Source organism: Streptosporangium sp. NPDC023825, from assembly GCF_040639575.1.
Classification (GTDB): domain Bacteria; phylum Actinomycetota; class Actinomycetes; order Streptosporangiales; family Streptosporangiaceae; genus Streptosporangium.
The window spans coordinates 26,430-39,596 of record NZ_JBFAAE010000015.1 but is presented as its reverse complement, the minus strand read 5'-3'; the positions used below and the strand labels follow the sequence as shown (position 1 = coordinate 39,596).

Below are 13,167 nucleotides of genomic sequence, written 5' to 3'. Positions count from 1 at the left end.
GCGATCTCACCGCGTGACCTCCGGGAAGAACGCGTCCACGACCCTGCCGCTCGCCTGCCCGTCGTCGAGGCCGCACCAGCGGTCGCGGAACTCCGCGTAGCGCCGCCCGTACCGCTCGGTGATCTCGGCGAGCCCGTCCAGTGCCCCGGCCAGCTCTCCGGGGTCGCGCAGCAGCGGCCCGGGGGCGACCTCGGCCAGGTCGAAGCAGACCCCCCGCTGGGTGGAGGCGTAGCGCTCGTAGTCGTCGACGTAGTAGAGGATCGGCCTGCCGAGGCAGGCGTAGTCGAACATGATCGAGGAGTAGTCCGTCACGAGCACGTCCGAGGCGAGCATCAGGTCGTTGACCTCGGGGAACGCCGAGGCGTCCCGGACGAGCCAGCCGAGCGGGTCGGGCACCGCGAAACGGTCGTACTGGTGGGCGCGGACGAGGATCACCCATTCCGGGGGCAGCACGCCGGCGAGGGCCGGCAGGTCGAGCCTGATCGACTCGCCGCTGAAGCGCCTGCTGTCGCGGTAGGTGGGCGCGTAGAGGATCACCCGCTTTCCCGCGGGGATCTCGAAGAACTCCCTGACCCGCCGCGCCCGCTCGCGCTGCGCCGGTTCCATGTGCCGTACCAGCACGTCGGTACGCGGGTAGCCGGCATGCAGCAGCTCGCCCCTGAACCCGCTGGCCTCCGCGAAGTCGCGGCGGAAGTCGGGGCCCGGCGTGAGCAGCATGTCCCAGCGCGCCACCGCCTCGGCGTACTTCCTGGCCAGGGACGGCTGCGCCCGGTGCCGGGGCTCGTCCAGCCCCATCTTCTTGAGCACCTGACCGTGCCAGGTCTGCAGGTAGCGGGTGCTCTTGCGCTTGCGGTAGCAGTAGGGGAGGTTGTGGCTGTCCACCCAGTGCCCGGCGCGCGCCAGGGTCCAGGCGTAGCGGAAGGTGTCGCGCCGGACGAGGTCGACGTCCTCGGGGAAGCGTTCGGGGACGTCCGCGTGGGACCAGACCGCCCGCAGGCCCGTGGCGCGCCGCTGCAGCTCCTCGTGGACGTAGCGCGGGTTGCCGGTGTAGCCGGTGCCCTCGGCCGACTCGAACAGCACCAGGCGGCGGTTCACCGGCACCGTCGCGCTGACCAGCCGGTAGAAGCGGCCCAGGTTGCGGGGGGTGGCGAGGTCGGCAAGCAGGTTCCGCCAGAGGTCCGCCACGTTCGGGAGACGCCGCCCGGACGCGGGGCCGAGCCTGCGCGCCGTGAGGCGGAACGGGATGTCGGCCGAGGCCTCGAGGACCAGGCGGCCCGAGCCCGCCGGGCCCGCCGGGCCCACAGTGCCCACGGAGGTGAACGACAGCCCCGGGATCGCGAGGAGGGGCCTGAGGTTCCGCCGCTCGCCCTCGTGGAGCGAGATCGTGACCGCCTGCGGCCTGACGGCGTTGTCCGGCCAGTCCAGGTCGGGCAGGGAGATCGTCACCGTCCCCTCCAGGATGCCCGTCCCCTCGGGGGCGGCTCCCGGCATCCGCGGGATTCTCGGTCTCTCCGGCTCCTCCGGGTCCCACTGTCCTTCCAGGCCCTTCGGGGCCCGTTCCTCCGGTTCGCCCGGCGCCTCGATCACGACGGGTGCCATCTGGACGGGGATCGAGGTGATCGCCCTCTTCCTGCCGCCGATGCGGAGCCACGCGGTCAGCGTCCGGCCGTCGAGCACCCGGCCCGGGTCGTAGGTCCGCAGGCGCAACCGGATCTGGTCCCTCGACGCCTGCAGGTCGACGAGCTCGTGCCGGAGCAGCGCGCCGGACAGCGGCTGCTCCGCCAGGTGCAGCTCGGTGACGTCCAGCTCGCTCCGCCCCTGCTCGCCTCCGGGGAGCGTCGCCCCCCAGAACACCCGCTCGCCGTCCGCGGTGACCGCCCGGGGCGGGACCGAGTGCCTGCCCCCCAGCTCGACGGCGGCGAGCGCCGCCTCCGCTCCGCGCCGCTCGCGGACGAGCTGGACGCACACCCGCTCCGCCCGCGTCAGCCGCTCGATCGCGGCGGGGTCGAGCGTGTCCACGTACGGGATGACGATGTCGGCGAACTCGGAGATCCACGCCGGGTCGCGCTGGGGCAGGTCGCCCAGGTAGAGGCGGAGGTCGTGGGAGAGGAAGCGGAAGTCCTTGTCCTCCTTGAGGTCGAGGGAGTGGGTGTTCGCGAGGACGCGGTCGCTCAGGACGGCGGCGGCGACGCGCTGGCGCACGTTCTCCAGCTCGTGCCGCCGGGACGAGATCGACCTGGTGGCGGGCGTGGCGGCGAGCAGCCAGCGGTAGACCGGCCACGGCACGATGGCGAACAGCTTGCTGCGGCAGAACAGCTCCGTCGACCAGACGATGTCCTCGTGGTGGATGTCCTCGGGGAAGCGGATGCCGGTGACGTCGAGGAAGGTCCGCCGGTACAGCTTGTTGGTCGCCAGGCAGTTGAAGAGCAGTTCGGGCTCCGCGCGGATGCCGTCCACGACCCGCCGTTCCGCGAACAGCTGGGGGTACCAGAGGGTGACGGCGCCGGTCGCCTCGTCGACGCGCTCCACGGTGCCCATGACGAAGTCGGCACCGGTCGCCTCCGCCTCCAGCAGGAGGCTCTTGCAGGCGTGCCTGGGCAGCTCGTCGTCGCTGTCGAGGAACATCAGGAAGGGCGAGCGCGAGGCGTCCATGCCCGCGTTGCGCGGCGCGCCGCAGCCGCCGCTGTTGGCGGGCAGCCGTACGTAGCGGACCCGGCCGTCCTCCTCGGTGAGCGCCTTGGCCACCGCGGGGGTGTCGTCGCCGGAACAGTCGTCCACGATGATCACTTCGAGGTTCTTGAGCGTCTGGCTGAGCACGGAGCGCACGGCCCGGGGTAACCGGGCCGCGTCGTTGTAGGTGATGACGATGACGCTGACGTCCGGGGCCGTGTATCGCTGTGTTGTCATGCGCGCAACTCCAAGGCGGCTGGGAGGAGAGCCTTGACCTGCGGTGGCTCAGGCCCGGTGGGCGCGAGCCAGGCAAGGCGTCATGGGATCGCTGGTGTTGGTCGGTGTGGGAGAGGGGGCGTCAGGCCGAGGCGGGCGCGTCCGGGAGGAGGACGGGGGCGTCACGGCCGGTGCCGCTCGCGGCCCGCTTCCGGTCCGCGCGCTCCTCGTGGTACTCCGCGTCGACGTTGACGTCCCAGACGTCGTGCCGGGCTCCGTCGACGATGTTCTCCACGGTCAGCATCGCGGTGAGCATGGAGTGGTCCTGGTTGTTGTACCGGTGCATGCCGTTGCGGCCGACCGGGTGGATCTCCGGCCACTCCACGTCGAGATACTTCCTGAGCACCTCGACGTTGCCGGCGTAACCGGCGTCGTAGACCGGGTAGGCCTTCGGCATCCGCACCACGTATCCCCGCTGGACCGAGCCGGGGGTCACCAGGCCCAGCTGCTCCAGCTCCCGGGTGCCGAACGCGACGAGGTCGTCGTCCGGGGCGCGCCACAGGTCGTCGCCCTCGTTGACGAAGTACTCCAGGCCGAGACAGGTCCGCCCGGCCTGCACCAGGTACGGCGACCAGGAGCCGTAGTTCTGCACCCGGCCGAGCCGGACCTCGGGGGAGTGGATGTAGACCCAGTTGTCGGGGAAGGAGAACCGCTCGGGGACGACCAGCGCGACGGTGAGGAAGTCACGGTATCTCAGTCCCGCGGCGGCCTCGGCGACGGCGTCGGGCACGTCCGGCCCGAACGCGCGGATCAGGGCGTTGAGCGGCATCGAGGAGATGAGGTCGTCGCAGTACACCTCGCGGACGGCGCTCCCACGTACCTCGCGGGTGGCGCTTTCGCGCGCCTCGCGGACGGCGCTCCCGCCGTCCGGGTGAACGGTGTCCGGGTGAACGGTGCCGGTGTCACCGGCGGAGCGGACGGCGCCGGTGCCGTCGTCGTGGAGGGTCGCACCGCCGTCGTCCTGGCGGACGGTGACGGCCAGGCGGCCCCGGTGGCGGCGGATGCGCTCGACCCGGGTGCCGAGGTGCACGGTGGAACCCCGCTCGCGGACCCGGTCGGCGCAGGCCTCCCACATCATGCCCGGCCCCAGCTTGGGGTAGCGGAACTCCTCGATGAGGCTCGTGACCTCCTTGCGGTTCCTGCCGGGGGTCAGCGCGTCGGCGATGGCCCTGCCCAGGGAGAGGTTCCTGATCCGCTGCGCGGCCCAGTCGGCCTGGATGCTCGCGGCGGGAACGCCCCACACCTTCTCGGTGTAGGTCTTGAAGAAGATCCCGTAGAGTCGCCGGCCGAACCTGGCCGCGACCCAGCCCTCGAAGGTCGACTGGTCGGCGGGCGGCCTGACCCGGGCCCAGGCGTAGGAGCCGACGCACCGCAGGGATTCGAGGACACCGAGGTTGAGCAAGGCGTTGGACGCCTTGAGCGGGTAGTCGTAGAAACGGCCCTTGTAGTGGATGCGGCTCATTCTCGGGCGGAGCAGGAAGTCGTCCTCGCCGAGGATCTCGTTCCAGAAGTCCTCCACCCGCGACACCTTCGTGAAGAAGCGGTGCCCGCCGATGTCGAAGCGCCAGCCGTCGCGTTCCTCCGTCCGGCTGATCCCGCCGACCACGCGGTCGGCCTCGAAGACCTCGCAGGGGTGTCCTCGCCGGGCCAGCTCGTAGGCCGCGGTGAGCCCGGCGGGCCCCGCTCCCACAACCACTGTTGAATCCATGCGCTTCCCCCCGCGAATGCCGTTTCCCGCGATCTCGCCCGTCTCGGTCACACGATCGTGTCGGACGGCCAGGGGGGACCGAGGGGTCATCACGTCTTACTAGGACGTGTGCATTCCCAGCCTTGACCTGGGCTTGGGGAAGGCGTTGCCGCGTCACGGGCGGGCCGCCCGCGGGAGATGCACGGGAGATGGTCAAGTCTCGGTCAGCTCACTCCATCGCGGTCATGTTTTGGGTTCGCCCGGCCTGTCGCGAAGACCATGCTGCTGACGTGACGTCTACGTCGCGCTCATGGCCGCCAGGTTGTGTCGACGGGCACACGGGCTCCTTCCGCCGCTTTCCGGCGACCGCTGGGCCCTCCGCCGCGCGCCCGTGACGTCTTCCACGATGAGTGGATCTTCACCTGTGTGCCGTGTCCGGCGTTCACGCCGATGGACCGGACTGTGAGCTTTCGACTACCGGAGGACCGATCGTGGCCCCAGTGAGCATCATCGTGCCCATCTACGACGTGGAACCGTACCTTGAGGCGTGTCTGGAGTCGTTGGTCGCGCAGACCTGGAGTGACATCGAGGTCGTCATGGTGGACGACGGCTCTCCCGACTCAAGTGCGGAGATCGCCGGGGCCTTCGCCGAGCGTGACGACCGCTTCCGGTTGATCCGGCAGGAGAACGGGGGCCTCGGCACCGCGCGCAACACCGGGATAAGGCACGCCACCGGTGAGTTCCTCGCCTTCTTGGACAGCGACGACATGCTCCCGCTGACGGCCGTCGAGACGATGGTGTGCAGCCTGCGGGAGAGCGGGTCCGATTTCGTCACGGGCAACGTCCTGCGCTTCAGCGGGCAGGGGGTACGCCAGTCGGCGATGCACAAGGTGATCTTCGCCCGCTCCGCCAGGCGGACCCACGTGACCGGTGACGAGATCCTGCTCAAGGACCGGCTGGTCACGAACAAGCTGTGGCGCCGCTCCTTCTGGGACGAGCAGGGGCTGAGCTTTCCCGAGGGTGTCCTGTGGGAGGACATCGCCGTCTCCCTGCCCGCCCACTTCACGGCCGGGGCGGTGGACGTGCTGTCCACCCCGGTCTACCTGTGGCGGGAGCGTGAGGGGGAGAGCGTCTCGATCACGCAGAACCGGGGGCACGTCAAGGGGATCGAGGACCGGTTCGCCGCCGTCAACTCGGTGCGGAGCTTCCTCGCCGGAACCGGGCGGGCCCAGCACCTGAAGGCGTGGGACCGGATGGTCCTCGACAGCGACCTGCCGAACTTCCTGCAGGTGCTGGACCAGGCGGGGGAGGAGTTCCGCGACCGTTTCCTCGACCTGGCGTGCGCCTACCTCGACCAGGCGGGGCCGAAGGTCCTCTCGCTCATCCCCGCGCAGCGCCGGGCGAAGTGGGCTCTCGTACGGGAGCGCCGGGTGGACGACCTCGTCCAGCTGCTGGAGTGGGACAGGACGGTCAAGCCGACCGCCCGCGTCGTCGGCGGCGGCCTGCGCGGGTACCACCTCAACAGCCCCGTGCAGGTCGAGCGGCCGATCACGCGGATGCGCGAGGAACTGGACCTGCGGCAGCGGGTGGACAGCCTGGACTGGAAGGACGACAAGCTGGTCGTCGAGGGCCGGGTCTCGCTGCGCTACCTGCGCCCCCGCAGGCGGATCCAGCAGCACGTCCTCGCCTGGCTGGTCCCCGAGGGCTTCGAGGGCTCCGAGGGCCACGGCCGCAGGGTCCGGTTGCCGGTCACGATCCGGCGCGGCCTGTCGCTGGTCGACACCGGGCCGCGCAGGCGCAAGGACTGGTGCGGGTTCCGGCTGGTCGTCGACCCGGCCGCGCTTCCGGCCGGTTCGACCTGGCGGATCGACCTGTGCGTGCTGTCCCGGGGCCTGCTGCGCAGGGGCAGGCTGTCCCAGCCGAGCCCGGCCGCGCGGCGGCTGGAGTTCACCGAGCGCGAGTCGGGGACCGTGGCGTGGACGGAGTGGACGCCCGCCGAGGAGTTCAGGCTCCGGGTGGAGCGACCGGGCGGGCGGGTCACCGGCCACCGGGTGGCCGAGGGCAGGCTGCGGATCAGCGGGCGCTGTGACGACGACCTCGGCGCCGCGCCGGTGCTGCGGCTGACCCGGCCGCAGGGCGGCCGCGACCGGCGCTACCCGATGACCGTGACGGACGGCGCCTTCGAGACGGTGATCGACCTCGACGAGGTGCTGTCCGAGCGCTGGCCGGGCCTCGACCCGGCCGGCCTGGAGATGAGCGCGCTCAACCCGGGCGCCGAATGGCACTTCGAGGTCCTCCCGGAGGACCCGGAGCGTCCGGAACCCTCGGAGAACCCGGGGCGCGCGGAGAGCCGGGGTCAGGCCCGGCCGCTGCTCGTCGGCCGCGACGTGGAGCGCGGCCTCTACCGGCTCCGCGGCCGCGACGTGGTGCTGGACCGGTCGCAGGCGGGCGGGCTCGTGCTGCGCGAGCAGCGGCCGACGTTCTACGTCGAGCGGGTGGAGTGGACCGACCTGGGCCACCTCAAGGTGACCGGGGCCCCGATGCGCCCGATCGACGGCCCGGCGTGGCTGGTCGTCACCTCGCGCAACCGGCTCAGCGAACGGCTCTTCCCGCTCGAGGGCGGCATCGCCACGGTGACGCCCGAGGGGAGCGACACGCTCGGCGGCCGGCTGCCGCTGCCGGCGGGCACGCACGGCTTCGCGATCCGTACCGGCACCGGCGACATGCGGGTGGAGTTCCGGCTGTCCGCGCCGTTGGAGCACATCTCCGCCACCCGCACCTTCATCTTCGACACCGACCTGATGGACGAGGCCGTCTTCACCGTGAGCGACGACCTGCGCGCCTCGGGCAGGCCGAAGCAGCAGCGGCTGCTGCGCGAGGACTTCTACCCCGCGAGGTGCCGGGAGCCGCTGCGGCCCGCCGTCCTCTTCGACAGCTACGGCGGCAGGCAGTTCTCCGACAGCCCGAAGGCGATCTACGAGGAGCTCGTGCGGCGGGGGACCGACCTGGAGTTCATGTGGATCGTCAGGGACGGGCAGGTGGAGCTGCCCGAGGGGGTGACGCCGGTCCGGCGGTACGGACGGGAGTTCTTCGACGCCCTGGCCCGATGCCAGTACATCGTCACCAACAGCCACCTGCCCTCCTGGTTCGAGCGCAGGGAGGGCCAGACGGTGCTGCAGACCTGGCGCGGGACCCCGCTGAAGCGCATCGGCTTCGACGTCGAGAAGGTGCCGTTCACCCGGTCCGACCACCACGAGCGGCTGGCCAGGGCCGTCGCCAGGTGGAGCCACCTGATCTCGCCGAGTCCCTGGTGCACCTCGGTCCTGGACGGCGCCCTGCGGTTCGAGGGGGAGGTCCTGGAGATCGGCTCTCCCCGCGACGACCTGCTGCGCCGCGCCGGAGCCGCCACGCGGACCCGGGAGATCCGGGAGCGGCTCGGCCTGCCCGAGGGCAGGAAGGTCGTCCTGTACGCCCCGACCTGGCGCGACGACAAGTTCTACAGCAAGGGGCGCTACCGGCTGGACCTGCGGCTGGACCTGCGGCACCTGGACGAGGAACTGGGTGAGGACCATGTGCTCATGATCCGCAAGCATCCGAGCGTCACGGACAGGCTGCCCAGGGTCGGCACGGACTTCGTCCTCGACGTCTCGGCGTACCCGGACATCCAGGAGCTGTACCTGGTGGCGGACATGCTGATCACGGACTACTCGTCGGCGATGTTCGACTTCGCGGTGACCGGCAAGCCGATGCTGTTCTACACCTACGACCTGGAGCGCTACCGCGACGAGGTGCGCGGCTTCTACTTCGACTTCGAGGCCGAGGCCCCCGGGCCGCTGCTGCGCACGACCGAGGAGGTCGCGGCCGCCGTACGGGACGCCGACGAGGTGCACGCCAAGTACCGGAAGCTGTACGACGCCTTCACCGCCAGGTTCTGCCCGCTGGAGGACGGCGGCGCGTCGGCCAGGGCCGTGGACCGGATCTTCCGTTGACCGCCCGCCCCGTGAGGGCGAGGTGACCGCCCGCCCCGCCAGGCCGAAAGGCCGGGGAAGCCCTCCGCCGCCTTTCGCGTCCTCAAAGCCCCCGATCGCTGTGGCGCGGGTCGGTCAAGAAGTGGCATGGAGATCTTCTAGTAGTTACAGAGCGTAGATGAGAGGAGACTCCTCGTGGCCATGCTGGAACGCATGAGGGCCTATTCGTTGGACGACGTTCACGCGACCCGGAAACGAAAAGACTCCTGGTGGACCGTTTTCCTGGTCGACCCGGTGGCGTGCAGGCTCACCCTGCTCGTCGCCAACCACACGTCCGTCACCCCCAACGGGCTCACCCGCTTCTCCCTGATCCTCGGGATGTGCTCGGCGATCTGCTTCGCGTCCGGACGGCTGGTCGCGGGGGCCCTGCTGTTCTACGTGAGCTTCATGGTCGACTGCATGGACGGGAAGATCGCCCGGCTCAAGGGGACGGGGACCGCGTTCGGGCTCTGGCTCGACTACGTGGGAGACCGGATCAGGGTGGTGTGCTGCGCCGCCGGCCTGGCGTCCGGACAGTACGTGGCGACGGGGGACGTCTCCTACATCCTGCTCGGCGCCGGGGTGGCCGTGCTCGACCTGTTCCGCTACGTGAACGCGCCGCAGATGAAGCGCGTGCGCGAGGTGGTCAAGGAGAACCGGCTCGGGCGCCTGACGCCCGTCGAGTCCGTGGTGACCGTGGGACACCCCAGGCCCGGGGAGGCGACGGTGGCCGCCGGGCACACCGTCCACGCGGGACACGCGGGACACGCAGGACATGCGGGACACGTCAGGCCCGTCGAGGTCATCACGCCGCGCGAGCCGATGCGCGTCGCCGGGTTCGAGGACCGGGACGGGAACCCGGACGAGGCCCGGGACGGGAAACGGGCCGGGCGGCCGGGGGGCCGGGGGGGCAGGCGGCCGAAACTGCCCCGCAGGTTCGGCCGCCTGCTGGCCCGTCACCGGGTACGGACCCACCTGATCAGCGGTATCGAGTTCCACGCCGCGGTGTTCGTGGTCGCCCCGCTGATCGGGCCGGTCGCACTGGTGCCCCTCTCGGTCGCGGCGGGTGTGCTGCTCCTGCTGAACGAGGTCGTCCTGATCTATCGAATGTGGCTCTTCGCCCGGGTGGTGCCCGTCATGCCGCTCGTGCAGAAGGCGCCACGCGTATCTGTTTGACCAAGCTTTACGGGGGTTCGTTGTCATGCAGTCCGACCGTCCGATCTTCGTGATCGGTTGTCCGCGTTCCGGCACCACGATGTTGCAGCTGATGCTGCACTCGCACCCGCGTATCGCGGTGCCTCCGGAGACACGGTTCGTGGTGCCCGGCTACTACCGCAGGTTCTCCTTCGGGGACCTGCGCGAGGAGCGCAACCGGCGCAGGGTCGGCCGGTGGATCGTGAGCGACAAGGACACCAAGTTCAAGGAGCTCAAGCTCGACGGGGACAGGCTGATCGACGACATCGTCGCGGGGCCGCCCACGCTGGGGTCGGCGATGGGAATCACCTTCCGCTCGTACGCCGAGCAGTACGGCAAGAGCCGCTGGGGTGACAAGCGGCCCAGTTACTACCACCACGTGGACCTGCTGATGAGGCTGTTCCCCGACGCCCAGTTCGTGCACCTGATCAGGGACGGCCGCGACTGCGTGGCGTCGCTGAAGGAGATGCCCTGGTACACCAAGGACGTCTTCCACGCGGCGGTCAATTGGAGCGAGGCGATCGACTACGGCCGCCGGCACGCCAAGAGGCTTCCCGCCGACAGCTACTACGAGCTGCGCTACGAGGACCTGACGGCCTACCCGGAGACCGAGCTGAGCAAGCTCTGCGACTTCCTCGGCGAAGACTACGACCCGGCGATGACCGAGCCGTACCACGTCGCCAGGGTGGCGATCCCGCAGCACAAGGTCTGGCACAGCAACACCCACGGCGACGTCACGACCGCGCGGGCGGGCTCGTGGAAGGCCAGGCTGGAGCCCTGGGAGATCTCGGTGTGCGAGACCGTGCTGGCCGACCGGCTCACCGCCAACGGTTACGAGCTGAGCGGCGCGCCCAAGGCGAGCAAGGCCCACGTCCAGGCGTGCGAGAAGGCGGCGTCCAAGCGGCGATGGGCGCGCAGGCGCAAGGAGTTCCGCGACCGCGTCAACCGGTTCCGCGAGCCGAGCCCGGTGGCCGCGAGGCTCACCAGCCGGCAGCTCGGCGAGCTTGCGAAGGTCTGACATGACCTCCGATCGCCCGATCTTCATCCTGGGCTGTCCCCGTTCGGGGACGACGATGCTGCAGCTGATGCTGCACGCCCACCCGCGTGTCGCCATCCCGCCGGAGACCCGATTCATGGTCTCCACCTACCAGCGGCGGCTCCAGTTCGGCGACCTCAACGCCGCCGAACGCCGGCGCGAGCTCGGCGAGTGGGTGGTCGACCGGCGCCAGACGCGCTTCCACGAGCTGGACCTGGACCGCGACGACGTGCTGGAGCAGATCGTCGACGGGCCGCCGACGCTCGGCTCCGCGCTGGGCATCGTGCTGCGCGCGTACGCGGCCAGGCACGGCAAGCCGCGCTGGGGCGACAAGCGGCCCTCGTACTTCCAGTACACCGACGTGCTGCTGAGGTTGTTCCCCGACGCCCAGTTCGTGCACCTGATCAGGGACGGCCGCGACTGCGTGGCGTCGCTGAAGGAGATGCCCTGGTACAACGGGAGCGTCTACAGCGCGGTGTCCGCCTGGGCCGAGGCGATCGACTTCGCCCGGCACGGCGCGCCGAAGCTCCCCGAGGGCAGCTACCACGAGCTGCGCTACGAGGACCTGACCGCGGAGCCCGAGGCCCACCTGCGCAGGCTGTGCGAGTTCCTCGGCGAGGACTTCGACCCCGCCATGTGCGACCCGGGCGCGATGGCCGACATCGCCGTACCCGCGCGCAAGACCTGGCACGCGCGCACCTTCGGCGAGGTGACCACCGTGCGGACCGGCTCGTGGCGCGACCGGCTCGACCCCGGCGAGGTCTCGCTGTGCGAGAGCGTGCTCGGAGACCGGCTGGAGACGTACGGGTACGAGCTCACCGGCGCGCCGAAGGTCGAGACCTCGCGGATGGTCTCCTACGAGCGGACCGCGGCCAAGCGGAAGCTGGCCCGCGTCAAGCGGGTCGCGTTCGACCGGCTGATCCGGCTCCGCGAGCCGAACCCGCTGGGGGCCCGGCTCACCTCCGCCCAGATCGTGATGGCGGGAGTGCCGCTGCCGCGCAACGAACCCGTCGCGGTCAGCGGGTGACCGGCCCGGCCGGTCCGACCTGCTCGTGGCGAGCCTGTGGGGACCGGCGGGTGATCGGCCCGGCCGGTCCGACCTGCTCGTGGCGAGCCGGTGGGGACCGGCGGGTGACCCGCTGAGCACGAGCCCGTGCCGCTCAGCGGGTGACCTGCTCGAACAACGCCTCCCACCGGTCCAGGACGCGGTCCGGGCGGAACGCCTCGACGTGCGCGCGGGCGGCGGCTCCCAGCCGCCTCCGCTCCTCGGCCGAGGCCATCAGCCCGGCCAGCGCGGCGGCGAGCGCGGTCACGTCGGCCGGGGGCACCAGCACCCCGGTCCGCCCGTCCAGGACGAGTGACCTGAGCCCGCCCGACACGTCGAACGCCACCGAGGGCACCCCGTAGGACGCCGCCTCGCCGACCACCAGGGGCAGCCCCTCGTGCTCGCTGGACAGCGCCAGCACCGACCCGCCCAGGTACTCGTCCCCCATCCGGGCCGCGGGCACCGCGCCGCGGAACACCACCCGGTCGCTCACCTCGCACGCCGCCGCGTGCGACAGGAGCCGCCCCCGCTCGACCCCCTCGCCGATCAGGTGCAGCTCCCAGTCCTCACCCGCCGCGCGACGGGTCTCCACGAGTTCCGGGTGAACTCCGGAACCTCCGGGACCCGGCCGGCCGCACGCCTCCGCGAAGGCCGAGATCAGCCGGTCGAACCGCTTCACGCCCTCCAGCCTGCCGACCCCGAGCACCCGGCGGGCGGTCAGGTCCGCGGTCCGCGCCGGCCAGGCGGGCAGCGGGTTCGGGATGGACCAGGTGTTGGGCAGCAGCGCGTGCTCGGAGAACAGCCACGCGTCCTCCTCGCTGAGGAACACCGCCTTCTCCAGGGCGGCGTAGTGGCCGCGGACCGAGCCGAGGTGCCAGGATCCCCGCGCGTGCTCGTACGAGCCGTGGTACTGCCCGATCGGCAGCAGCCCATCGGGCAGCAGGTTCCCGATCCGGGCGACCACGCCGGGCGAGGCGAGCACCGCGAACCCCGGCCCCACCTCCCGCAGCAGCCTGCCCAGCGCCCGCCGCTCGCGGCGCCTGCCCAGCCGCGAGAGCCTTCCCACCGGAGCGCGGTGGATCACATGGCTGGTGTAGCGCGGCCTTTCCACGTAACGGAACGGCTTCTCCGCCCGGTGCAGCCCGATCACGTGTACCTCGCGGCCCCGCTCGGCCAGGCCCTGCGCCATGGTGTGGGTGACCCGCTGGACGCCGCCCAGGGTGTCGGCGTCCATGCATGCGAACACCACCGC

At 71.2% G+C, this 13,167-nt stretch carries 7 protein-coding genes; 4 read left to right on the top strand and 3 right to left on the bottom strand.

The annotated features are described in order from the left end of the window. Window positions 1–6 precede the first annotated feature (6 nt). Window positions 7–2,907 (bottom strand): bifunctional glycosyltransferase family 2 protein/CDP-glycerol:glycerophosphate glycerophosphotransferase, encoded by a 2,901-nt coding sequence (locus AB0G15_RS15970; RefSeq protein WP_362839757.1) that lies wholly within the window; start codon window positions 2,905–2,907, stop codon window positions 7–9. 121 nt (window positions 2,908–3,028) lie between these two features. After that, the gene (locus AB0G15_RS15965; protein WP_362839754.1) at window positions 3,029–4,642 is read right to left on the bottom strand and encodes an NAD(P)/FAD-dependent oxidoreductase; all 1,614 of its coding nucleotides are present in this window, start codon (window positions 4,640–4,642) and stop codon (window positions 3,029–3,031) included. Window positions 4,643–5,133: 491 nt separating this feature from the next. Between AB0G15_RS15965 and AB0G15_RS15960 the strand changes: the two genes are divergently transcribed. From AB0G15_RS15960 to AB0G15_RS15945, 4 genes are all read left to right on the top strand, one after another. Then, the gene (locus AB0G15_RS15960; protein WP_362839750.1) at window positions 5,134–8,622 is read left to right on the top strand and encodes a bifunctional glycosyltransferase family 2 protein/CDP-glycerol:glycerophosphate glycerophosphotransferase; all 3,489 of its coding nucleotides are present in this window, start codon (window positions 5,134–5,136) and stop codon (window positions 8,620–8,622) included. Window positions 8,623–8,814: 192 nt separating this feature from the next. Then, window positions 8,815–9,816, top strand: a complete 1,002-nt coding sequence (locus AB0G15_RS15955) for a CDP-alcohol phosphatidyltransferase family protein (RefSeq protein ID WP_362839747.1) — start codon at window positions 8,815–8,817, stop codon at window positions 9,814–9,816. Between the two features lie 25 nt (window positions 9,817–9,841). After that, entirely contained in the window at window positions 9,842–10,852 is a 1,011-nt protein-coding gene (locus AB0G15_RS15950) for a sulfotransferase (RefSeq protein WP_362678619.1), read from the top strand. Window position 10,853: 1 nt separating this feature from the next. Beyond that, window positions 10,854–11,897 carry a sulfotransferase gene (locus tag AB0G15_RS15945; protein ID WP_362839744.1) on the top strand — a complete coding sequence of 348 codons (1,044 nt, stop codon included), beginning with the start codon at window positions 10,854–10,856 and terminating at the stop codon, window positions 11,895–11,897. Between the two features lie 133 nt (window positions 11,898–12,030). Here the strand turns inward: AB0G15_RS15945 and AB0G15_RS15940 are convergent, their stop codons facing one another. Then, complete coding sequence (locus AB0G15_RS15940; protein ID WP_362839741.1) at window positions 12,031–13,149, bottom strand: glycosyltransferase; 1,119 nt, start codon at window positions 13,147–13,149, stop codon at window positions 12,031–12,033. Window positions 13,150–13,167: the final 18 nt, after the last annotated feature.

Coding starts and splice junctions, on each gene's coding strand:
- AB0G15_RS15970 (WP_362839757.1), bottom strand. CDS start 2,907: ATGACAACACAGCGATACACGGCCCCGGACGTCAGCGTCATCGTCATC.
- AB0G15_RS15955 (WP_362839747.1), top strand. CDS start 8,815: ATGAGGGCCTATTCGTTGGACGACGTTCACGCGACCCGGAAACGAAAA.
- AB0G15_RS15950 (WP_362678619.1), top strand. CDS start 9,842: ATGCAGTCCGACCGTCCGATCTTCGTGATCGGTTGTCCGCGTTCCGGC.
- AB0G15_RS15945 (WP_362839744.1), top strand. CDS start 10,854: ATGACCTCCGATCGCCCGATCTTCATCCTGGGCTGTCCCCGTTCGGGG.
- AB0G15_RS15940 (WP_362839741.1), bottom strand. CDS start 13,149: ATGGACGCCGACACCCTGGGCGGCGTCCAGCGGGTCACCCACACCATG.